The sequence below is a fragment of the Kitasatospora sp. NPDC098652 genome (genome assembly GCF_044760155.1).
Lineage (GTDB): Bacteria > Actinomycetota > Actinomycetes > Streptomycetales > Streptomycetaceae > Kitasatospora.
The window spans coordinates 827426-849452 of record NZ_JBIWAQ010000002.1 but is presented as its reverse complement, the minus strand read 5'-3'; the positions used below and the strand labels follow the sequence as shown (position 1 = coordinate 849452).

The 22027-nt window shown below is 70.8% G+C and carries 23 protein-coding genes and 1 pseudogene; 15 read left to right on the top strand and 9 right to left on the bottom strand.

All coding sequences use genetic code 11. The features are described from left to right. Window positions 1–1500 carry an amino acid permease gene (locus ACIQWA_RS07795; protein ID WP_402479526.1) on the bottom strand — a complete coding sequence of 500 codons (1500 nt, stop codon included), beginning with the start codon at window positions 1498–1500 and terminating at the stop codon, window positions 1–3. A 70-nt stretch (window positions 1501–1570) separates the two neighbouring features. Beyond that, a complete protein-coding gene (locus ACIQWA_RS07790; protein WP_402479523.1) occupies window positions 1571–2554 on the bottom strand; it encodes a hypothetical protein in 984 nt (327 codons plus the stop codon). A gap of 247 nt (window positions 2555–2801) precedes the next feature. Between ACIQWA_RS07790 and ACIQWA_RS07785 the strand changes: the two genes are divergently transcribed. Then, the gene (locus ACIQWA_RS07785; protein WP_402479521.1) at window positions 2802–4151 is read left to right on the top strand and encodes a helix-turn-helix domain-containing protein; all 1350 of its coding nucleotides are present in this window, start codon (window positions 2802–2804) and stop codon (window positions 4149–4151) included. Here ACIQWA_RS07785 and ACIQWA_RS07780 read toward each other — a convergent pair. Continuing rightward, window positions 4129–5526, bottom strand: a complete 1398-nt coding sequence (locus ACIQWA_RS07780; protein ID WP_402479518.1) for a prolyl oligopeptidase family serine peptidase — start codon at window positions 5524–5526, stop codon at window positions 4129–4131. The genes ACIQWA_RS07785 and ACIQWA_RS07780 overlap by 23 nt on opposite strands. Before the next feature lie 662 nt (window positions 5527–6188). Here ACIQWA_RS07780 and ACIQWA_RS07775 point away from each other — a divergent pair. Together ACIQWA_RS07775 and ACIQWA_RS07770 are read left to right on the top strand one after the other, a co-directional pair. Beyond that, a complete protein-coding gene (locus tag ACIQWA_RS07775; protein WP_402479516.1) occupies window positions 6189–7337 on the top strand; it encodes a helix-turn-helix transcriptional regulator in 1149 nt (382 codons plus the stop codon). A gap of 20 nt (window positions 7338–7357) precedes the next feature. Next, window positions 7358–8083 (top strand): 5-formyltetrahydrofolate cyclo-ligase, encoded by a 726-nt coding sequence (locus ACIQWA_RS07770; protein ID WP_402479513.1) that lies wholly within the window; start codon window positions 7358–7360, stop codon window positions 8081–8083. 84 nt (window positions 8084–8167) lie between these two features. Here the strand turns inward: ACIQWA_RS07770 and ACIQWA_RS07765 are convergent, their stop codons facing one another. From ACIQWA_RS07765 to ACIQWA_RS07755, 3 genes and pseudogenes are all read right to left on the bottom strand, one after another. Continuing rightward, window positions 8168–8851, bottom strand: coding sequence for a RibD family protein (locus ACIQWA_RS07765; protein ID WP_402479510.1), 684 nt, complete (start codon window positions 8849–8851; stop codon window positions 8168–8170). A gap of 38 nt (window positions 8852–8889) precedes the next feature. Beyond that, entirely contained in the window at window positions 8890–9756 is an 867-nt protein-coding gene (locus ACIQWA_RS07760; RefSeq protein ID WP_402479739.1) for a DNA-binding protein, read from the bottom strand. A gap of 321 nt (window positions 9757–10077) precedes the next feature. Next, window positions 10078–10260: pseudogene (locus tag ACIQWA_RS07755) on the bottom strand (helix-turn-helix domain-containing protein); the annotation flags it as partial. A gap of 176 nt (window positions 10261–10436) precedes the next feature. On the opposite strand from ACIQWA_RS07755, the gene ACIQWA_RS07750 reads away from it, so the two are divergent. The 4 genes from ACIQWA_RS07750 to ACIQWA_RS07735 are packed head-to-tail and all read left to right on the top strand — an operon-like array spanning window position 10437 to window position 13543. Continuing rightward, window positions 10437–10580, top strand: coding sequence for a hypothetical protein (locus ACIQWA_RS07750; protein WP_402479507.1), 144 nt, complete (start codon window positions 10437–10439; stop codon window positions 10578–10580). A gap of 17 nt (window positions 10581–10597) precedes the next feature. After that, the gene (locus ACIQWA_RS07745) at window positions 10598–11818 is read left to right on the top strand and encodes a cupin domain-containing protein (protein WP_402479504.1); all 1221 of its coding nucleotides are present in this window, start codon (window positions 10598–10600) and stop codon (window positions 11816–11818) included. After that, window positions 11815–12711: an aldo/keto reductase gene (locus ACIQWA_RS07740; RefSeq protein ID WP_402479501.1), complete on the top strand. Its 897-nt coding sequence runs from the start codon at window positions 11815–11817 to the stop codon at window positions 12709–12711. The genes ACIQWA_RS07745 and ACIQWA_RS07740 overlap by 4 nt, the downstream gene beginning before the upstream one ends. 19 nt (window positions 12712–12730) lie before the next feature. Then, complete coding sequence (locus tag ACIQWA_RS07735; RefSeq protein ID WP_402479498.1) at window positions 12731–13543, top strand: hypothetical protein; 813 nt, start codon at window positions 12731–12733, stop codon at window positions 13541–13543. 25 nt (window positions 13544–13568) lie between these two features. Here the strand turns inward: ACIQWA_RS07735 and ACIQWA_RS07730 are convergent, their stop codons facing one another. The 3 genes from ACIQWA_RS07730 to ACIQWA_RS07720 are packed head-to-tail and all read right to left on the bottom strand — an operon-like array spanning window position 13569 to window position 14973. After that, entirely contained in the window at window positions 13569–13871 is a 303-nt protein-coding gene (locus ACIQWA_RS07730) for a DUF397 domain-containing protein (RefSeq protein WP_402479495.1), read from the bottom strand. After that, on the bottom strand, window positions 13868–14098 hold the full coding sequence (locus ACIQWA_RS07725) for a DUF397 domain-containing protein (RefSeq protein ID WP_401086098.1): 231 nt from the start codon (window positions 14096–14098) through the stop codon (window positions 13868–13870). The genes ACIQWA_RS07730 and ACIQWA_RS07725 overlap by 4 nt, the downstream gene beginning before the upstream one ends. Next, window positions 14095–14973 carry a helix-turn-helix domain-containing protein gene (locus tag ACIQWA_RS07720; RefSeq protein WP_402479492.1) on the bottom strand — a complete coding sequence of 293 codons (879 nt, stop codon included), beginning with the start codon at window positions 14971–14973 and terminating at the stop codon, window positions 14095–14097. The genes ACIQWA_RS07725 and ACIQWA_RS07720 overlap by 4 nt, the downstream gene beginning before the upstream one ends. A 280-nt stretch (window positions 14974–15253) precedes the next feature. Between ACIQWA_RS07720 and ACIQWA_RS07715 the strand changes: the two genes are divergently transcribed. From ACIQWA_RS07715 to ACIQWA_RS07680, 8 genes are all read left to right on the top strand, one after another. Beyond that, the gene (locus tag ACIQWA_RS07715; RefSeq protein WP_402479490.1) at window positions 15254–15964 is read left to right on the top strand and encodes a hypothetical protein; all 711 of its coding nucleotides are present in this window, start codon (window positions 15254–15256) and stop codon (window positions 15962–15964) included. Then, window positions 15965–16648, top strand: a complete 684-nt coding sequence (locus tag ACIQWA_RS07710) for a dTMP kinase (protein ID WP_402479487.1) — start codon at window positions 15965–15967, stop codon at window positions 16646–16648. It abuts the gene before it with no gap. Further along, on the top strand, window positions 16645–17514 hold the full coding sequence (locus ACIQWA_RS07705; protein WP_402479484.1) for an isocitrate lyase/phosphoenolpyruvate mutase family protein: 870 nt from the start codon (window positions 16645–16647) through the stop codon (window positions 17512–17514). Before ACIQWA_RS07710 ends, ACIQWA_RS07705 begins: the two co-directional genes overlap by 4 nt. A gap of 32 nt (window positions 17515–17546) precedes the next feature. After that, window positions 17547–18017: an NUDIX domain-containing protein gene (locus ACIQWA_RS07700; RefSeq protein ID WP_402479481.1), complete on the top strand. Its 471-nt coding sequence runs from the start codon at window positions 17547–17549 to the stop codon at window positions 18015–18017. 11 nt (window positions 18018–18028) lie between these two features. Continuing rightward, a complete protein-coding gene (locus ACIQWA_RS07695) occupies window positions 18029–18943 on the top strand; it encodes an NAD(P)-dependent oxidoreductase (RefSeq protein WP_402479478.1) in 915 nt (304 codons plus the stop codon). Then, the gene (locus ACIQWA_RS07690; RefSeq protein ID WP_402479475.1) at window positions 18940–19833 is read left to right on the top strand and encodes a hypothetical protein; all 894 of its coding nucleotides are present in this window, start codon (window positions 18940–18942) and stop codon (window positions 19831–19833) included. Before ACIQWA_RS07695 ends, ACIQWA_RS07690 begins: the two co-directional genes overlap by 4 nt. Before the next feature lie 25 nt (window positions 19834–19858). Beyond that, window positions 19859–21712 carry a radical SAM protein gene (locus ACIQWA_RS07685; protein WP_402479473.1) on the top strand — a complete coding sequence of 618 codons (1854 nt, stop codon included), beginning with the start codon at window positions 19859–19861 and terminating at the stop codon, window positions 21710–21712. Window positions 21713–21807: 95 nt separating this feature from the next. Further along, window positions 21808–21990, top strand: a complete 183-nt coding sequence (locus ACIQWA_RS07680) for a hypothetical protein (RefSeq protein ID WP_402479470.1) — start codon at window positions 21808–21810, stop codon at window positions 21988–21990. Window positions 21991–22027 lie beyond the last annotated feature (37 nt).

Below are 22027 nucleotides of genomic sequence, written 5' to 3'. Positions count from 1 at the left end.
TCATACGATCTGCTCCTCGATCGCGGCGAGGTTCGGGTCCTGGACGACCGGGGCGGAGAACCGCTTGCCGGCCATCCGCCACCACACCCAGGCCAGCGCCAGGACCACCAGCAGGGTGACGGGCGCGTAGTTGAAGGTGTCGATGGTCACGGGGTAGCGCTGGGGCAGGCAGACCAGCACCGTCAACACGACCACCCACACCACCGCGGTGATCCCCACTGGGCGGCTCCACCGGCCCAGGTTCCACGGCCCCGGAACGAACCGGTCCCGCTGCCGCAGCCGCAGGTAGACGGGGATGATGTAACTGGGAGTCATGCCGATCACGTTGACCGCGGTCACCGCTCCGTAGGCGGTCGCGCTGTACAGCGAGGGCACGGCGAGGGCGAACGCGACCACCACCGACAGCCACACCGCCGGCACCGGGACCTTGTTGGACCGCGAGACCCGGCGCCAGGTCGCCGAGCCGGGAAGGGCGTTGTCGCGGGAGAAGGCGTAGACCATGCGGCTCGCAGCGGTGACCTCGGCGGAGCCGCAGAACAGCTGGGCGCCGATCACGATCAGCAGCAGGGCCTTGGCCCCGGTCGTCCCGAGTGCGTCCAGGAAGACCTGGGCGGGCGGCACGTCGGCGGCGGCGGTGCCCGCGTAGTCCTGGACCGCGAAGAGCAGGCCGGCCAGCAGCACGAACCCGGCGATCAGCGATATCCAGATCGAGCGGACGATGCCGCGCGGGGCGGCGATCCGCGCGTTGGTCGTCTCCTCGGACATGTGGGCGCTCGCGTCGTAGCCGCAGAAGGTATAGCCGGCCAGCAGCAGGCCGACGGCGCTCACGTAGACCGGGTTCGACCACCCGGTGCTGTTGGCGTAGTGCCCGAACACGAAGCCTGGGCTCTGGTGGTGGGAGGGGACGACGGCGAGCACCCCGACGATCACCAGGACACCGAGGACGTGCCACCACACCGAGACGGCGTTGAGCAGGCTCACCACTCGCACGGCGGCGACGTTCAGCAGGGCGTGGACCAGCAGCACGACGGCGAAGATCGCCAGGACCAGGCCGGGTGAGGTCTCGACTCCCCACTGCAGGTTGGCGAACGCGGCGATGAAGGACGCGGCGCCGTAGTCGATGCCGGCGATCCCGCCCAGCAGGCCGAGCAGGTTCAGCCAGCCGGTGCCCCACGCCCAGCGCGGGCCGCCCAGCCGCAGCGCCATGTAGTACAGGCCCCCGCTGGTCGGGTAGGCGGAGGTGACCTCGGCCAGCGCCATGCCGACCAGCAGCACGGCCAGGCCCACACCCAGCCAGCCCCACATCATCACGGCCGGGCCGCCGCTGACCAGGCCGAACCCGAAGAGCGTCATGCAGCCAGAGAGCACCGAGATGACGGTCAGGGAGATGGCCAGGTTCCCGAACCCGCTCATCCTGCGCACCAGTTCGGGCTTGATCCCCAGACCCGCCAGATGGTCGTCATCCGCGTGGGAGTAAAGGGCCTGGTCAGAGCGTGGCATGAGGAAGCCTCCGGAAGAGAAGGTCGGCGGTATCGGACTTCGGCCGTTGGGCCGGGAGGACAGCGGGAGATCAGCGGGCGGCGGCGGCCGACTGGGCCAGCACCTGCCGGAAGAGGTCGTCCGGACGTCCCCCGACGCTCGCCCACGGCTGGGAGGAGACGAAGGGGGCCATCGCCACGAGGACCTCGGCGGCATCGGCCGGCCGGCGGATCGCCCACAGCGCGTGCGCGAGGTGGCCCTCGTCCACCACCGGCCACCGAAGGCCCGGTTCGCGGGGCGCCGCACGCCAGTTCTCGTACGCCTGAAGCACGGTGGAGCGCCCGCGCTCGTTGTTCGTCCACTGCAACGCCGCCGCGTCCTTGCGCTGCGCGCGCCGGTAGCTGTCGACCATCAGGTACAGCGGAAGGGCATACAAGGGCGAGCCGGCCGGGGCCGCGGGGACGAAGGTCGCCAGGAAGGTGCCTGCGGTCCCGCTGTCCCCCCGGGCGAGCCAGAACCGCAGCATCCGGTGGAACGCCTCCCTGTTCCACGGATCGGAGCGCCGGGCCTGGGCGAGCAGCCCCCACGGTCCGGGCGGGAGCATGTGGTCCGGTGCCGGGATCCGGTGCACGGGGTGAGACTGGCCGGGATCGAGCTGGGCCAGGCTGAGCAGGCAGACCCACGGGACGGGATCCTCGGGAAGGGTCGAGGCGGCCTCCCAGCACAGGTGCCGTGCCTGCTCGAGCAGTTGGGCGATCGTGCGCGGGTCTGCCCGCTGCGTCACGGCGGTGATGGCCCGGTCCACGGCTGTGCGGGCCAGCAGGGTCACCAGCCCGGTGCTGTCCGGGGCCTCGGCGCGCCAGTGGTGCAGCACGTTGGTGCGCGCCGAGACGGCGGCCAGGACCTGGGTGCGAGCCGTCCATACCGGCCAGTTGTCCCACGAGCGCGCCAGCAGGGTGTGCGCGGACATCCACCGCCCCTGCTGCAGTTCCTCGACAGCGATCCGCAGGTCACTGTCGTGGCCGGCGGGGTGCTGGACGAACCGGCCCGGGTCGAGGGCGGTGACGGCGTCCATGGCCGGGTCCTTCCTGGGCAAGACGGCCGCGCGCACCTGAAGCGAGGGCGGTGAGACCGAGTGGAGACGGGCCGATGCCGGTGAGACGGGGCCCGACCAGTGATGCCGGATTTCCGGCGGGTCATACGGAACCACCGGCCAAGGCCCGCCCAACAGTGCAGACTTGTTGCATCGTGTTGCAGTTGATGTTGCAAACCCGCCTGCGACCTGCGAAGTCGTCGCCGAAAAAATCTTGGGGGAGAGCGCGATGAGGCAAAGGGGGCGGCTGGCCGCGCTACGCAGGGCCGCCGGCCACACCCAGGAACAGCTCGCGCACCTGATGAGCGTGGACCGGTCGACGATCCACCGCTGGGAGAGCGGGGCATCGACCCCGCGCCCGTGGCAGATCGACAAGCTCGCCGTGCTGCTGGAGATCCCGCAACGCGAGATGCGATCCGTCTTCTTCGGGGACTCGGCCACCGGTCCCGCGCCGGACGGCGGGGCCGAACGAACCGCGCCGGCGGCGACGCACGCAGCACCGCTGACCGCACTCCCAGGCCCTCGGGACTCCCGGGAACCCGATCCGGCCCCAGGCCGGTTGGCGGCGGTGGACGCGCTGATCGGCGACTGGGCCGCCGTCAACGCCGGCCCCTCACCAGCCGCTACCTCCCTGTGGGTGACGGGCGAGGAGATCGCAGTTGCCGAGGGGATGCTCGGGATGTTCCGTCAGCTCGACCACACGCACGGAGCCAGGCACCACTGGCGGCAGGTCAGCTCCTACATCGACAACGAACTCGACGCCCTCCTGCGCCGACCCGCAGCGGACGAGCACGTCGCGCGCCAACGAGCCCAGCTCACCGTCGGATTCTGCGAACTCGCCGGCTACCAGGCCGTCGACACCGGCAACCCCGACCGAGCCCAGGACTACTACCAGCGCGCCCTGACCCTGACCACCGCGACCAACGACCAGGCGTACGGCGCCTACCTGGTGGCGGTGAACCTCGCCCACCTCGCCCTGCACCGCGGACACCCGCAGACCGCCCTGCGCTGGGCAGCCTCCGCCCACGCAGCGGCCGGCACCACGGCGAGCCCCTCCACCCGGGCGGCCATCACCGCGGTCCTCGCACGCGCGAACGCCAGACTGCTGCGAGAACACGAGGCGACCGCGCTGATCCTGGAGGCCGAGCAACTGCTCAACACGGCCGACCCGCACGACGAACCGCCCTGGATCCGCTACTTCACCCACGCCTACCTCGCCGACGAGGCCGCGCACTGCCTCCACGACCTCGGCCGCGCACCGGCCGCCCGGACCCAGCTCACCGACGCGCTCCACGGCGTCGGCGCGGACAGGGTCCGGCGACGCGCGATCGACGCCGCGCTGCTCGCCGCCACCTGGCTGCGCAGCTCAGACCTCGACCAGGCGGTCGCCGCCGGGCGCGACGCCGTCGCCTTCGCCGCCAGAACGGGATCCGGCCGGTGCGTCGAGCGGGTGGCCGGCCTGCTGGCCGACATGCGTCACCACGGCGACTACGCCCCGGTGCGGGACCTGCGCGACTTCGTCCGTGCCGTGCTGCCGGAGGCGGACACGCTGGCGGTCACGATGACGAGCGATTCATGACGTCCCGGTAGAAGGCGAGTTCGGCACGGAGCGCCTGCTCCCGGTGCGCGGGCGCGGACAGGTAGTGGTCCCCGCCCTCCAGGAGCAGACTGGCGTGCCCGCTGTCGAGTGCGGCCAGCTCCCGGGCGAACTGCACGGCCTCCGGCGCGGAGGTGATCGTGTCGGCCGACCCGTGGATCACCAGAACCGGGCAACGGACCCGGGACGGCTCCACCGCACCGGCAGGGCCCCGCAGAACAGCGGCGTGCGGACGCTGGAACGTCGGCACGGACACCTCCCACCGCGCAGGGTCGATGATCGCCGACGTAGCCGTTGCACCACTGAACGGGCCCGGGTGGCACGCCGCCTGCAGCGCTGTGTAACCGCCGGCGCTCGCGCCGCTGATGAACACCGCACCGGGCATCGCCACGCCGCTCGCCCTCAGGTGGTCCGCGACGACCGCGCAGTCCTCCACGTCGTAGTCGCCCCAGTGGCCGTGGAGCGCCTGCCGGAAGCTGCGGCCCCGGCCGGTGCTGCCGCGGTAGAGGACCTCGGCGACGGCGAAGCCGTGGCTGACGAAGAACTGCGTGGTCCAGTCCAGGCGAAGGGGAACGTCGTCCGTCGGACCCGGGTGCGCCCGGACCAGGAGAGGCACCGGCCGCGCTCCGCCGTGCGGTCGGTACAGGAGGAACCTCACGGACCGCTCGCCGACCGCTGCGACCTCGACCGACGGGAGAGCCGGCGTCCAAGGCAGAGGGGCCTCGGCGAGCGGGCCGCCGACCGGGAAAGCGGGGGAACCCGGCTTCGCTCCCAGGTCGATCGACCAGAGAGCCGGCGGGCTGCTCGGGGTGGAGCCGATCACGGTGAGCACGTCGCCGTCGACGGCGACGTACGGCTTCACGGAAGTGAGGTTCGCTCCGAGTCTCCGCCGACCGCCTTCGCCGTCGACCGCGAGCAGCTCGGTGGTGAAGCCGTCCGAGACCGTCAGCACCACCGTGCCGTCGCCGCCGAACCCGTACGACTGGTACCCGCCCTCCCAGGGCGCGGGCGCGCAGTCCGCCTCGATCGGCGCGACCGCCTCGACCACGCCGTCACGAAGACGGTGCAGGTTCCACCACCCGGACCGGTCCGACACGAAGTACAGCAGCCTGTCCGGACCCCACGACGGCTGCACCACCGACTCCTCGGCGCCACCCGCCACGACCTTCTGTGACGCCGCAGCACCCGAGCGCACGTCGGCCACGAGCAGCTGGGAGCCGTCCCACGGCATCCGATCGCGGTCCCACTCCACGTACGCCAGCTCGTCCCCCGTCAGCCGGGGGCAGGCGAGGAAGCCGTTGGAGCGCACCAGCACCCGGGCGTCGCCGGCCGGTGACACGGCGACGATCTCGTCCACAGTGTCATCCCCGCGAACGGCGAGCAGACCACCGTCTGGCGCGGAAGCGAGGTCCCCGTAGCGCCAGACCCCTGTAGCGGGAAGGATCCGCTGGAGCGCGCCACCAGTCGGCTGGCGCAGGAGTGAACCGTCGCCGCCGACGAACCACAGCCCGTCCGGGACGACCGCGAAGGCGCCGCCGCCGTAAGCATGGAGGTCCCCGCCGACCGGTACCTCCGGAGGCGTCACCACAACCGGGCTGCCCGAGTGGTCGGCCCTCACGACTCGTCGGCAGCCGCCGTGATCCGGATCCGACTGCAGCCACCACAGCGAACCACCCACGGAACGAAGTTCGTCGTAGGCCACCGCCGTCCGGGCCACCCACGCGGGCGACAACCCCATGTCCTCGGTCATTCGATCGCGGTCCTCTCGGCCTGCCCGGTCGGCTGCCCGTAGGCTACCCGCCGACCGGCGGGTCACCGCACCCCGCCCGTGCCGCCATGTGCTCCGGAGCCGAGCGGCGCTCGGCACACCCCCGGCGAGCGCCTTGTTCTGTGTGGGTCACACGGAACGGCAGACAACGGCGATGCGACAGGGCAGATTTGACGCATCAGGCCGCAGCCATGCAGGGAACCCGGCTGCGGACTGCGGCTGTTCTGGAACACCAAGTTCGGGAGAACGCGATGAAGCGGGACGGGCAGCTCGCCCAGTGGCGCCGGGCAGCGGGCCTCACCCAGGAGAAGCTGGCTCAGCGCCTCGGCGTCGACCGCTCGACCGTGCACCGGTGGGAGACCCGCAAAACGGCGCCGCAGCCGTGGCAGATCCCGTTGCTCGCCAAGACGATCGGCCGCACCGCCGGGGACCTGGAACTGCTCTTCGACAGGCGGACGAACAGGAGCGAGACAGATACCGCCGATGTCGCCAAGGGTGACGGTGCCACCGCGGCATCGCCCGATGAGCTGCGGGACGCCTTCCTGGATCTCGAGCGACGGTACGACCGAGTCCCCTCCTCAACCCTGCTGGCCGAAGCCGGGCAACACCTCGCCCGCCTCGACCAGCTGGCCCGCCAGTGCCGGCCCGGGCCACAACAGCGGGACGTACTGACCCTCCAGGCCGAGTCCAGCACCCTGATGGGGAAGCTGATCTGGGACGCCTCGCAACGACACGACCACGGCGGCGCGCGCACGTACTACTCGCAGGCAGCCGCGATTGCCCGCCGCCTGCACGACCCCGCCCTGGAGAGCCACGCCCTCCTCCGGTCGAGTTACATCGACCTCTACGGCACCAAGGACGCGACGACCGGCCTCGCGCTCGCCGACGCGGCAGCAACACGGGCGGCACCGGTCAGCCCCGCGCTGGCGGCCCTGGCGCTCCTGCACGCCGGCGAGGCGCACGCCATGCTGGGAGACAGGCGCGAGTGCGAGCGGAGCATCGGCCTCGCCCAGGAACAACTGGCCCATCTGGACACCGGCTCCACCACCGGCCTCATCTCGCCGGACAAGGTCGGTCGGCTCGCCGGCTCGTGCTACCTCGAACTCGGCCAACTCCGCAGGGCACAGGACGAGCTGGAATCCGTCGCCGGAAGCCTCGGCCGCCGCCAGAAGTCCCGGACGATCGTGCTGGGGAACCTGGCCCTCTCCCTCATCCGACAGCGGCAGGTCGACGGAGCCCTCGAAGTCCTGCACCAAGCCGTCGACGAGCTCGCGCAGACCCGCGGCGGCGGGGGAATGACCCTGGTGTTCGCCGCCGCTCGGGAGCTGAAACCCTGGCGGCGGGAAGCCCAGGTCCTGGACCTCCAGGACCGGCTGCTGTCCTTGATGGCGGCACCCTGACCGAAGGAGACGATGCACCTGTGGGCCTGAGCCAGGACCGAGACAAAGCCGAACTGCGCGAGCGCGTCTGGACCGCACTGGACGCCGCCTCGGCAGTCGAGGACGACACAGCACACGGCAGGATCCCCGCCTTTCACGGCGCCGAGACGGCCGCCCACCGCCTTGCAGACCTGCCGGCATGGCACGCCGCCAAGATCGTCAAGGTGGTACCGGACACACCCCAGGAACCAGTCCGTGCCCTCGCTCTGAGCCAGGGCAAGACCGTCTACATGGCCGTACCCCGGCTGGCGGCTGCCGCGCCGTTCTACGTCCTGGACCCCGCGCGCCTGACCGTCTCCCCCGCGGTGGCCGCGAATCGCAGGCAGGTCCCGAACCTGACCACGGCCGTCGACGTCGACCAGCTGGCACCCGTCGACGTCGTCGTCCTGGGCAGCGTCGCGGTCGACCGGACCGGGGCCCGGATCGGCAAGGGCGCCGGCTACTCGGACATCGAGGCCGCCCTCCTGACCGAGGCCGGACTCATCAGCGAACGGACCGTGATCGTCACCACGGTGCACCGTCTCCAGGTGGTGGACCAGGTGCCGACCGAGGCCCACGACGTCAAGGTCGACGTGATCGTCACCCCGGAGGAGGTGATCATGTGCCCCGGGCCGCGTACGCCCGCTCGGATCCGGTGGGAGGACCTTCCGGAGGACAAGATCGCCGCGATCCCGGCGCTCGCACTGCGCCGGGCACAGCGCGGCTGAACTCCGCATGGCGCCTTCCAGGCGAGCGGAGTCGTCCTGTGGTGGTCAGCGACCGTGCCCGTTGACCACCACAGGACGGCCGGCTCAGGCTGACTCCTCCTTGGGGGCGTAGCGCAGGAGCACGACATCGCCTACGGCCTCCGTGCCGAGCAGGCGCATCCGGCGTGCGCTCCCACCGGGGTAGGAGGCCGGGTGGAGGAAGCGCGGTGCGCCGGCATCGCCCACTACGAGCGGCGCGACGGCGAGGTGGATCTCGTCGACCAGACCCTGGGAGAGGAACTGGGTGTGGATCTGGCCGCCGCCCTCCACCATCAGCCGGCCGACACCGCGGGTGGCGAGGTCGTCGAGCAAGGCGCCGAAGTCGACGGTCTCGCCGGTGGTGACGACTTCCGCCAGACCGTCCAGTTCCTCGCGGAGCTTGGCGACGGCGGAGTCGGTGGTGTAGACGACCTTCTTGTCGCCGAAGTGCCAGAACTTGAGATCGCGGTTCAGATCACCGCTGGCGCTGATGGTCACCTTGAGCGGGAACTCCGGCTTGCCGGCGGCAACGCGGGCGGCACGGCGCTGCTCGCTGTTCACGAGCAGCCGGGGGTTGTCGCTGCGGAGGGTGTTGCCGCCGATGAGGATGGCGTCGCTGTCGGCGCGGACCTGGTCGACGCGGTCAAAGTCGGCTGGGTTCGACAGCAGGAGGCGGTCGGGTGAGGCGTCGTCGATGTGGCCGTCGACGGAGGTGGCGACGCTGAGCAAGACGAAGGGGCGGGTGGCCATCGCGGTCCGTTCTCTCGGTGGTGCCGGGTCTTTGGTGATCACGCTTCATGGAGGAGATGGCTGTCGAAGGCCGCCCGGAACCGGTCGACCTCTAGGACACCCCGGCATCGTTGCAGCAGCCCGTCAAGCATGGCCAGCTCGGTGAAGATCCGGGCGGAACCTGTGCTGAGCGCGATACCGAGTGCGGCCTCGCCCGTCGCGGCTGCCTGCTCCGGTCCGTTCGCCGCGAGTTGGGAGATCGCGGAGCGGGCGAGGTAGACGCCACGGTCGCGACGGAAGTTGGACGGCAGGGAGCGGATCGCCTGTTCGAAGCCGGCCACCGCCTCCTGGTGGTGGCCGAGCAGCGACAGCGACCGGGCTCGCTGGGCCTCCACGTAAGCGGCGTTGAGCCACCTGCCCCGCCCGATCGGTGCCTCGGAGGGATCGGTGACCAGCGCGAGTGCTTGGTCGAAGGTGTGTTGGGCGGTCAGCTCGTCCCCGAGGAGCGCGTGCCCGTGAGCGCCGTAGACCGCGCCCATGGCGCTCAACCGGCTCCCGGGGCGGGCCAGGCGCTGGGCGTAGTCGGCGAGGTCGACCGCATCGACCGACTCCTTCATATCGCCCGCCAACTGGGCTTTCCTCGCCGTGATGTAGGCAATCAGGTCGTGGTCGCCGCAGGCGCTCGCCCAGTCCGTCGCACGGTCCGCCCAATATTGGGCGGACCGGTGGTCACCACCGTCCTGGTGCAGCCAACTGCAGAACTCCGCGTACTCCGCGAGTAGCTGGAGCAGCGCCTTCCGGTCGTTGCCGCTGGCCTCCCGGCGAAGGCGCTGGATTAGTTGGATGTGCTCCTGGGCGGTGGCGAGGACTTCCCGCGGGCCGAGGACGTTGTCGCACTCCACGAGGGACCTGCGCAGAGATCGCATGCTCTCGACCGAGTGAAGTCCGGGAGAGAGCAGCGCCGGTAGAGCCTGAACCTGGGGCTTGGTGAGGCCGGACAGGCGCGCGACACCGCCCGTCGCCGAAACTCTGTGAGACAGTGCCTGGCGCGGCATCATCACGAAGACGACCCGCCCGTCAGCTGTGCGGCAGCCGACACGAGCACCGTCGTCCATGAGCGCCAGCGTGGCCGCCCCCGCAGGCACCGGGCTGTCCGGCTGTGGCAAGGCCCGGCCCGCTCCGTCAACGGCCGCGACAGCCCCAGCAGCAGGCTCCGCGGGATCAGGCGCTCGCAGGGCAGCAACAAGTCCGTCTGGGTTCACCCGCAGCAGGCCAGCCAGCTTCGACATCTGCCACGGTTGAGGTGAGGAGCTACCTCGCTCCCACCGGCCAACCGTCGACCGGTCGACGTCCATGGCCGCCGCCAGTGACTCCTGGGTGAACCCAACTGCCACGCGAAGCTCGACAAGCCGCTCGCGGCGCGCCCCCATCACCCGTCCCCTCGACCTGAAGTGCCATCTCAGGCAGTGAACTCGCCTGGTCAGCCACCGGTTTGCCACGCCGATGCTCCATCGGTGCATCAATTCTGCTCTGTTCGGATGGCACGCGCAGCGATTCCCTGGTGTTCGCCGGAGAGCCCGGCGAACACCAGGGAATCGAGGTCACTATGGAGAACTTCTCGACCGCCGTCGACGGCGACGCGGACGACGGACTGCTGGTCGCCAAGCGGAGCATCGTGGCGGCTCGTGGCCGGGCCGACATGCCGTCCGACGTCACCGGTGGCCGTTCCGACGGCAACGACAACGAGTAGTCGGAACGCCCACGACGATGCATGACACCGCTTCGTGGGCGGCGCGTCTGGGCGCGGAGACCTTCCTCGCCCAGACGCTGCACCGCTCCCACCTTGTGATCCCGGGCAGGCTGGACGATGTTGCCGGCCTGCTGTCCTGGGACGACCTCAACACCATCTTGGCCACCCACCGACTGGAGCCACCCCGCCTGCGCCTCTCGGCGGACGGCGAGACCCTGCCTGCCCACCGATACGCCTCCACTGTCACGAACCGGCGTGCCGCTACCTGGCAGCGGATTCAGCCCGCCGAGCTTCATAAGCATCTGGCCGAAGGCGCGTCGCTGGTCCTCGACGCCGCCGACGAGCTGCACCTCCCGCTCCGGGCAGCTGCCGTCGGTCTCGAGCAGTTCCTCGACACCCCCGTCCAGGCGAACGTTTACGCCTCCTGGACCGCCAAGGAGGGCTTCGGTACCCACTGGGACGATCACGATGTCGTCGTCGTCCAAGTCGAAGGTGTCAAGCGGTGGCGCCTCTACGGCCCGACCCGCACGGCCCCTGCCTGGCGCGACGTCGAGAGGCCGGCCGAGCCGACCGGCGAGCCCATCGCGGACTTCGTGCTGACCCCGGGCGACGTGCTGTACCTGCCCCGCGGATGGTGGCATGCAGTCACCGCCGACCAAGGTAGCCCGTCGCTCCACGTCACCTTCGGCCTGGTCGCGCACACCGGTGCCGACCTCCTGGCGTGGGTCGTCGACCAGGTGCGCGCCGATGCCGTCATCCGGAGGGACGTCCCGCGCTTCGCCACCGCGGAAGACCAGGCTGCCTACAGGGCCGACCTGCGGCGCGCCGTCCTCGCGGAACTCGACGCTCCCGACCTGGTCGCCCGGTGGGCGAACTCGATCGACACCACCCACCAGGGCCGTCCCGTACCCTCGCTCCCCTTCGTCGACGGGATCCCCGTCCCGAGCACCTCCACTGAGGAGGGCACGGTCGGCTCCCTGACGATCACCTTGACGGCCCCCCGCGCCCAGATGACCCAACACCCGACTCGCGGAACGCTCACGCTCGCGGCGGCCGGCACCGAGTGGGATCTCCAAGATCGAGTCAGGCCCGCCCTGGAACAGCTCATCGCTGGCCGGCCGTTGACAGTTCGCGCGTTCGCTGACCTCGCCGGCATCGGCATCAGGACCGCCATCGTCCTGGTGAACGAGCTCCTCGTCGGCCAGGTCGTCCGCGTCAGCTGTAGGGGGAACTGGTGACCGCCGTCCTCGGTTTGGGCACGTACAAGGTGCGCGACGTCAAGCTTGCGGCGCGCACCGCCCTGGCCGGCGGAACTCCTTGGATCGACACCGCCCCCAACTACGCCGCCGGCGAAGCCCACCGGGCACTCGCTCCGCTGCTCTCTGAGTACCCCGGCGTGCGAGTGGTGACGAAGACCGGCTTCTACACCGCTGACCAGGCACGTGCCGCGATGGCCGACGGTGCGCTCACCCTCCCCGAGTCGAGCGCCGGGCACAGCCTTGAGCCTGGATTCGTCCGCTGGCAGACCGAACGCTCCCTCGCTGGGCTTGGCCGAGCCGACTTCGTCCTCGTCCACAACCCGGAGCGCGCCGGGGCGCACCGACCGCAGGTCCACACGGCCCTGCGCGGGGCCTTCACCGTGTTGGAGGAGTTCGTTCAACTCGGCCGTATCACCGGATACGGCGTGGCCACATGGTCGGGATTCCGGAACAGCGTGTTCACTGTCCCGGAACTTCTCCGCCTCGCCCAGGAGGCCGCAGGGTCCCACGAATGCCACTTCGCCGGCCTCCAGCAACCCGTCAGCCTTGTGATGGCGGGCCCGATAGCCCAGGCGCTCGGGTCCGCGCCCAGTACTCTCCTCCAGGCCCGCGAAGCCGGGATCACCACCTTCGGGTCCGCGCCTCTCCACGGCGGAGAACTCCCCGGGTTGGTGACACCCGAACTGATCGACTTCGTCCGCCCCGGCTTGACGGCTGCCACGGCAGCCCTCCTGGTCGCAGCGTCCTGCCCTGGCCTCGACGTCGTGCTCCTGTCCGCCAGCGGAGCTGCCCACTGGCAGGATGCTCGGCAGGCCATCACTGTGCCGCTGGAGCCCGACAAGCTCAGGAGCGTGATCCGTGCAGTCACCTGACGAACCGACTCGTGTCCGGATGGAAGCCGCGCACGCCATCGCGGCCACCCGCCTCGGCGTGACCTGCAGCGGCAACCCTTCCTGGGGCTTCGCGGGCAGCACCATCGGCCGCGCGGCCGGCGCCTACTGGCTGCGCGTCGCCGCGACGTCGCCGACCAGCACCCGCAAGGACGGGCACGGTATCGCGGGAGCGGACGTTCTCGTCCCGGAGGACGTTCCCCGGCCGCGGCTTCATGCTCTCCTCGACTGGACGGAGGGCGGCCACGGTTACCAGGCCGACCTCCTCGACCACATCGCCGACCCGGTCGTCTCCGCCCGGCCGGACCTGACTGAGGACCCGGGCCTGCCCGACACCTGGTGGCGCCGGCTGCGCAGCGCAACCGAGAGCCTGGCCACGGCCAGCGGTCCGCGGACCACCGTCCGGGACACATGGATCGAGAGGGCGTTCCCCCAGTTCCTGGGCATCCCGGCCCCGGAAGCAGTCCAACGGGTCACCGGCCACGGCGACCTCCACTGGGGCAACCTTTCCGGTCCCACGCTGACCATCATCGACTGGGAGCGCTGGGGTATGGTCCCCGTCGGCTTCGACCCCGGCATGCTGCATGCCAACAGCCTTCTTGTCCCAGCTGTTGCTGCTCGGATCCGTCAGGAGTTCGGGGCCGTCCTCGACACCCCGGCTGGCCGTATCGGCGAGTTGACGGCGATCGCCGAGATGCTCCAGGCCGTCGCCCGCGGCTGGTACCCGGAGCTCGCCGCCCCACTAGGGGAGCGAGCCCACGAGTTGACCGGCATCGAACCGCCGAGGGAGGTGGCCCCCGAACTGGTCAAGTAGCCTCTCCCGCCCTCTTCGGCTCTGCCTAGGCTGCGGACGCCCCAGCAGCCGTGGCGAGAAGAGCTCCTGCGGAGGTCAGCACACGTCCCATATCGGTGTCGAACTCGCCATCGGCAAGTCCGAGCAGGAACGCCCTCCACTCCTGGGCGTCGTAGAACAGGATGGTGCCCTGGGGGTCAGCAGAGTGGCGCAGGGCCACGGCGCCTTCGGAGAGGAACGCCACCTCCAGACGATCGGCCGGATCGCTTCGCGGTGCTGCCAGCCACGTCATGCTGCTGAGATCGAGGGCGTAGAGGTCCGCCTTGGCGGCACCGATGGAATGGGTCATACCGCGACCAGCTCGCCGGCGAGAAGAGCGGAGGCGAAGTCGCACATCGACTGGCTGCTGGTCCTGATCGGAGGGATCTGGGGGTTCTTCGAGTCACGAATCGCAACTGCCGGCAGCGTCGGCATCGGGGCCAGCTCCACGCATTGGCCGTTGTTGGCGGTGTACGTGCTCTTGTGCCAGCTGGTTCCGGTGAGGGGGGCCGCGTACAGCTCCGCTGCGTTGATCATTCTGATGCCAGTTTTCTCTCGGTCTGCTCGATCACTTCGAGGCTCTCGGTGACGCTGAGGGCTGCGTCGGTGAGGTAGTTGGACAGGCGGACCAGACGCCGCAGACCCAGTGCATCGTCAACGAAAACGCTACCAGTCACCGCCTCCGCGAACGCAGCCTCCGGGCCCTCCTGGTCTTCATTGGTGAACATGCTGAACGCCCCGGTCTGCGTTCCCTCCTCGCCCTTGCTGAAGGGGATCACTCGGAGATCGACATTGGGCAGGGCCATCACCTCGCGGAGGCGGCGCAGCTGCGCAACCTGGACGGCGGGGCCGCCGACGTGGAACTCGAGGGCGGCCTGGGTGATCACACCTGAGAACTGCAGGGGGTCGTCCTCGTGATGGATGCGGCGCTGGCGCCGCATCCTGACCTCGACGAGGCTGTCGATCTGATCGGGCCCGAGCGCAGCGAAGCCCACACCGGTAACCGCGCGGGCATAGTCCTCGGTTTGCAGGAGGGAGGGGATGTATACGACTTGGTAGTCGAAGACGGCCGCTGCCTCGTGCTCGTAGCGGATGAACTCGGCGTACCGCGAGCTGAGGACATCCGCGTAGGCGTCCCACCACATGCTGGTGCGCTTCCGGCCGCGCTTGGCCAGCGCCTCCAGGTGGCTGCGCTCCTCCTCGGGGACGTCGAACAACTCCATCAGGGCGTCGTAGTCGTCGGGGTTGGTGCTGCGCTGGCCGGTCTCGATGCGGGTGACCTTGGAAATACTGCAGCCCAGGTGAGTCGCAACATCGGCAGCCGTGAAGTCGCGCTCTTCGCGCCGGCGCCGTATGTCGGAGCCGAACTGCTTGCGCGCGGTGGCCGGGCTGCTCGGGATGGTCGCTGCCATCTGGTCCCTTCCGAGGTCGGGGCTCGCCTTGTCCGGTCAGGGTAGGCCACCTCCGCCCGGTTGCGGACAGTGTACGCGGCCGTTGCTGTTCATATGACTGGCTCCGTGACTGGCAATTTGCCAGTCACGTGCTTGACGGGACGTCATCTCGCGCGGGACGCTACCGATGTGACGCAGTGCACTCCCGGGAATCCGGAGTGCTATCGCTGCGTGCCCTCGGTTTGCCTCGGAGAGGACACCCATGGCTCTTGAACACCCGCCGCCCTCATGCCCGGTTGCTGTGTCCGACGGTTGGGAGAAGCTCGCGGACGGGCTGGCCGTCCAGCGGATCCACCTCCACAGGAGAGAGCTGGAGGACGCTCTCGGTAAGGGAGCCGCCGAGTGCGGCCTGCCCGCGCAGGCTTCCCCGCTCGCCCTGATCAGTCGGCCGCTGCCGCTGGCTGACGCGGCGGTGACGGACGTCTCGACTGCGGGGCTCCTGCCCTTCGTCACCGTTCCCCAGCAGATCGGCCGCGGCACGGACGACGGCCCGCTGGTGGCTCCGGCCCGTGCCGTCGCGCAGCTGCTGACGGCCGGCGGTCTGGAGGACGCCGCTGCCCAGGGCATCGAGGCGGTCTGCGCCGCGTCCGCCTGGTGGGTCGGAGCGTTCGCCGTGCTGCGGCACCGCGGCGGCCACCACGTCCACATCGACGACGACGTCACCGACACCGTGGCCCTGACCACCCTCGTCGACGCGACCCACGCCGTCGCTCTTGGAGCCGCGACCCGCGTCCTGCGACGCCGCCTCCAGCTCAGCGGGGACGGTAACCCGCAGATGCGGGACGCCTACTGCCGTGCCGTCACCGAGGCCATCGTGACTGAGCCGACTCTGCCGGCCCTCTTGGAGAGCCTCAGCGAGCTGCGCCTGGTGGACCTCGTCGCCAACGCGCTGCCGTGGCGCGGCCAGTACCTCAAGTACCGCAGCGGCCTCGGCGCCGGACAGGTGGAGTAGATGAGCAACGAAAGTCTGCCCTCGGGTTTCCTAGTCGTGGTCGAAGGGCTCGACGGCACCGGCAAGACCACCCTGCGCAAGGGCCTGTTCCAGCTCCTCAAGAGCCTGTACGGTACGACCCCGCTGTCGATCCTGACGACCAACTGGCTCGACCCGAGCGTCGCCGCCGACCTGGAAGAGGGCAAGTACCGCCCCAGCGAGGCGAACCGTACCCGCTACCTCGCGGCCCTGCGCGCCGACAAGCGGGCCTCCGTCGAGCAGCTGATCGTGCCCGCGCTGCGGCACCGGCCGGTAGTCGCCGACCGGTGGCTCCTGTCGGAACTGGCCTTCTTCGCCGTCAAGCACGACGCCCCGGCGAAGGAGACGTACGCCGCGCTGGAAGACGCCATCGCGGTGCGGGCAGACCTGACGCTCCTGCTGGAGCACAGCCCGCAGGAGGCGATGGCCCGGGCCGCGAGCCGCTCGGGTGACGCCGTGCGCGAGGACTGGGACGTCCTGGACGTCCAGACCCGGGTACGGCGCACGTACGACGAGGTCGCCGCCGACCCGGCCGCCTTCCCCAAGCTCGGCCCCATCGTCCGCATTGACGCTTCGCTGGACCGCGCCGGCGTTCTGGCCGCCGCCTGGACCGCCCTGCGCGAGCACCAGCTCCTGCCCGCCCTCTCCCTGAAGGAGACAACGTGAGCACCACCCTGTCACCGATAGCCCGGCCGCTTGCCGCGGCGCTCCACAACGCCGCCGTGAACGGACGCCCGGTGCGGGCGGTGGGCGCCGTCAACGCGCTCGCCGCCAAGATCGCCGCCGACAGCGGGTTCGACGCGCTGTGGGTGTCCGGCCTGGAGGTCTCCACTGCGCTCGGCTTGCCCGACGAGAACCTCCTCGGCCCCCGTGACCTCGCGGACGTGGTCCTCGCCGTTCGCCGCACCACGGACCTGCCGGTGATCGTCGACATCGACAACGCCGGCGGGGCAGTCGGCACGGCGGGCCGCTTCGCCAGGGACCTCGCCCGTGCCGGAGCGAGCGCGGTGTGCCTGGAGGACAGTGCCTACCCCAAGACCAACTCCTTCTCGCTGCACCGCGACCAGGGCCTCGCCGACCTCGACCTGGTCCGCGAGCAGCTCAAGGAGATCCGGGCCCAGGCCGGGGAGCAGATGTTGCTCATCGCCCGCACCGAGGCGCTGATCTGCGGCGGGTCGCTCGCCGAGGCCACCGCCCGCGCCGAGGCGTACGTCGCGGCCGGAGCGGACGCGGTCCTGCTGCACTCCAAGGACGCGTCCGGCGAGCAGGCGCTGGGCGTCGCGAAGGCGTGGACGGGACTGGCCCCGCTGGTGAGCGTCCCCACCGCCTTCCCCCAGCTGGGGCCGGACGAGCTCGGCGCCGCTGGCTACGCGCTGATCATCTACGCCAACCAGCTCAGCCGGGCGGCGATGGCCGCGATGCGCGAGGCGGCCGACACCTTCCGCGCCACGGGCGCCTTCGACCCGGCGCGCCTGGCCGGCGTCCAGGACCTCCTCCAGGTCGCCGACCCCGCCGCCCGCGCCAGCCTGTAGCCGCCCGCCCCGAAGACAAGGAGGAGCCCGGCATGACGCAACTGCCCAAGATCAGCGTCTCGGTGAAGGCCGCGATCGTCCACGACGGCGAGATCCTGCTGCTGTCCTACGACGACACTGACGACGGCGGCGACTTCCACTACAACCTGCCCGGTGGCAAGGCCGTCGAGGGGGAGTCGCTGCGCGACGCGGTCGTGCGCAAGGTGCTGCAGGAGACCGGCCTGAACGTGCGCACCGTCCGGGAGCTGTTCGTCGTCGAGTACGTCCCCGGACAGTACGGCTTCGACCTCGGCCCCCAGCACAAGACCCAGCACAACTTCCTCGCCGAGATCACCGATGGCAACACCGAGCCGCGGATGTCCGACCCGATCGACCCGATGCAGGTCGGTTTCGAATGGGTGCCGCTGGCCGACCTGCCCGGCAAGCACCTGCTGCCGAAGGTCAACAAGCCGCTCCTGGACTCGCTCGCCAACCCCCGCGACATCCTGGTGGACCGGTGGTGAGCGCGCCGGCCGTGAGCCGTCCGACCGCCCTGATCGTGGGCGGTGCCACCGACCGCAGCACGCTCGCCCAGGCGCTGCCCGACTGGACCGTGCGCACCACGGACTCCCTCGACGTCCTCGACGACACCGCCGCCGTGGTGGTCCTGCGTTCCGGGGTCAGCCTGGGAGCCGACCAGCTGCGGCGCCTGCCGGGACTGCGGCACGTCATCCGCGCGGGTTCCGGCCTGGACGGCCTGGACCTGCCGGAGCTGGCCAGCCGCGGAATCACGGTGCACCGCAACCCCGTCCCCGCCGCCGACTCCGTCGCGCAGTGGGCGCTCGCGGCGATCCTCTCGCTCGCCCGGCGTATCCCGCTCGGGCAGTCGGCCCTCGCCGCGGGCGTGCACCTCAAGGCAGGCTGCCTTACCCGCCCGCTCGCTGAGGCCCGCCTCGCGATCTGGGGCGCCGGAGCGATCGGCCAGGCATGCGAGGGCGCCCTGGCCGCGCACGTCGGCGAGATCGCCTACGCGGCCCGACCCACCATCCCCGCCGACATCCGCCAGCTCCCGGCCGCCGCCCTGACCGAGTGGGCCGACATCCACCTGGTCGCTCTACCGGGCACGCGCGAGAACCAGGGAGCCTTCGGCCCGGCCTTCCTGACCGCCGCGCGCAGGCGCCGCCCGATACTCGTGTGCGTCGGACGCCTCGCCACCCTCGACGTCCCGTCGTGCCTGGAAGCGCTCGACGACGGCGACCTCGCCGGCCTGGCCCTGGATCCCGTCGATCCCGAGGACATGAGACTGCTGCCCCGGGTCGGAACACCGCGCAACCTGGTCGCCACCCCGCACATCGGCGCCCAGCGCACCGACGTCCGCGACCGCCTGGACGCGTGGGTCGCCGCCACCGCCCGCTCCCTGGCCGACCGGCACGAGCAGGTGAGACCGTGACGCCCTGGCACACCGAACGCCTGCGGATCGCCCACGCCACCGCCGCGGTCCTGGCCGCCGAGTACCCGGGCGCGCAGATCCGACTCGAAGGCGCCCTCGCCCACGGCCTCGCCCACGCCCGCTCCGACATCGACCTGCGGATCGTCACCCCGGCCGGGCAACCACTGCGGGTGGTCTCGCAGGTGGTCGACGGGATCCGCGTCGACCTCCACACCAGCACCGCCGAGGAACTCGGCGAACTGCACGGCCTACTCGCCTCCTTCGACCTGCCCCGCGAGGGCGACGTCGCAGCCTTCCGCACCGTACGGAGCCGCCTGAGCGACCTGACGACCCTGCGCACCGCCGCCGTCCTCGACCAGGGCGAGCAGAACCTGGTGCTCGACAAGAACGAGACGGACCAGTACGCCCGGTGGGCACTGGCAGACCGTGTCCAGGCCGCGATCAGCCTGACCGAGGACCTGCTCGGGCTCATCGAGGCCCGCCAGCGCCTCGCCGAGCAACTCGTCTGGCAGCGCCTGGCCGTGGTGGTCGCGCAGGCCGAGGCCGCCGCAGCCGGGCAACCACTGCTGGGCGAGAAGTGGCTGCCCGCCCTGCTCGGCCTGGCCACCGGCCCCGGCCAAGCCCCCCGAGCCGTCCCTACGCTGCCCGACACCAACCGGCCCTTCGGCACCGATACCGCCTTCCGAGCCGTCCGAACGCGACTCTGCCAGGCCCTGACATCCAGCTGGGGCACACCCGAACCCGGCGACCCGTCCCTCGACCCGTCCTGGTCGGGCCGGGGCTGGCTGCCCCAGCGGTGCAGCGACGGCTGGGCCCTGCAACGCGGCGACGACCTCATCCCGCTTACCGACGCCCAGTTCCACGCCTGGGCCACCACCACCCGCTCCTGACCACCCCGACCGGCCGGAGGCACCCATGCCGGACACCACTACCAGCACTGAGCCCGCCGGCATCGAGTCCCTCTGGCTCGCCCTGGAGGACACTGACCTCGACACCGCCGTCTCGATCGTCTGCAAGCTGCGTAACGATGTCTGCGACGTCGACTGTTTGTATTGCTTCGAGAAGCGCAAGGAACGCCCCGGCGGCGCCGCCATCACCCGCGAGCAGATCCGCAAGCTCGGAACGCTCTTCCCCGGCCGACGCCTTGTGATCGAACTCCACGGCGGTGAGCCGCTCACCGTCGGTCAGGACGCCATGGCCGAGATCCTCGACGAACTCGCCGCCCAGCCCGCCGTCCTGCGCGTTCACCTCCAGACCAACGGCGTCAAGCTCGACGACTCCTGGCTCGACCTCTTCGAACGGCACTACCCGCAGTTGAGCATCGGGATATCCCTCGACGGGGACGAGCAGGGCAACTCCTGGCGCGTCGGCTACGACGCGCAGCCGATCTATCCCCGGATCGCCGCCGCGCTCGACCTCCTCGCCCGGCGTGGGCGCACCTGCGGTGTCGTCACCGTCGTGACCCCGAAGGTCCTGGGCCGAGCCGCTGAGATCCTCGACCACATCGCCTCGTTCACCGCGGTCAACGCCATCAACCTGGTCCCGGCGTTCGACGCCTCGACTACAACCGCAACCGCCTCCGCATCCCGAAGGACACCCGCCAGCCGTCTCCTGCAGCAGCTGGCCATCACGGCGCAGGGACCGGACTGGGCGATCACCCCCGACCAGTACGCCCGGTTCGTTCTCCAAGCCGCTGGCCATTGGATCGCGGCCGGCCACCACCACCGGATCAAACTGGACCCCGTCGTCGCGGTGATCCGCCAGCTGAACGGTGTTGGAGGGGACCACTGCCACTTCTCCAACCTCAAGTGCTCGCACGTTTTCACCGCCTACCCCAACGACGACCTCGGCTCCTGCGACGAACTCCCGTGGCCGGCCGCCAAGCTCCTGCCGCTGACCGTTGTCGGTGAGCAGCAGATCACGGCAGCACAGCACGCCAACACCCTGCTCACGGGCGGGCGAGCCATGATGGCCAAGTGCCTCACCTGCCCCTACCGGGCGGTGTGCGGCGGCGGGTGCACCGCGACCCGCTGGCGCATGCTCAAGGCCACCGGCAGCGACGACGCCTACTGCCAGCACCGCGCCCGACTCGTCGACGGCGTCGCCGCCCTCCTCGCCGCACCCGGCCACCCCGCCGGAGCGCTGTGCCGCACCGCCCACTGGCGGCGCCACGCCGTCAACGAGATGGCCGACGCCGACGCCTTCCTCGCCCGCTGGGACAACCCCGACGCACCCCGCAAGCCGGCCCGGCTGGTCACCAGCGAGTACGGCAACATCAACACGAGCGGCCTGCCCGGCATCCAGGAAGCCGACGACCTCGACCCCCTCCACCCCCAGTGGGCCGACGGCATCGAACCCCGCGTCAAACCACTCCTCGACACCGTCACCGGAAACTGGGGGGCCGTCACCTACGACAGCTGCGAGGGCCACCAGCACACCGGCAGCGACGCACCGCCGTCCCCGTTCCGCGTCGGCCTCCTGCCGCGCAACCCCGCCGAATACGGAGAACTCGCAGCCCGCGCCTGCCACGCCGTCACGCGCGCCGCCCCGTACCTGCCCGCCGGACTGCAACTCCAGCTGATCCACACCGACCTCGCCAGCACGGCCACCGGCAGGACCCACCGCACCATCGAGATCCGACTCGTCCCCACCGACGGCGACTGGGACACCTACTTCGCCGGTCTCGACCAGGGCGCCCGCGTCCTGATCCACGCCGCCCGCCACGCACCGGCCCTCGACCGCTGCCCCTGCGAGCGCGACACCCCCTGAACCCGCCCGCAACCGTGCGGGCGAAGGCGATGCACGCGAGACGGCCGCTCGCCCACCGCCCGACCATCACCACCCCGACAGAAAGAGGACGATCCATGGACCAGACGGACCAGATCACCGGCTTCCTCACCGCCGTCGACGAGCTGCGCGGCGAGGACTCCACCGTCCGCACCACCGCCCACACCTCCCGCGTCTCCGCCGAGGGCTGGCCCGCCGCCGACGCGCCGGTCAACGCCGAGGACAGCGAGGCCACCACCGAGGAGAACCACACCGCCTGAACCGCCTGACCTGGGGCCGGGCCGCCATCCCCGACCG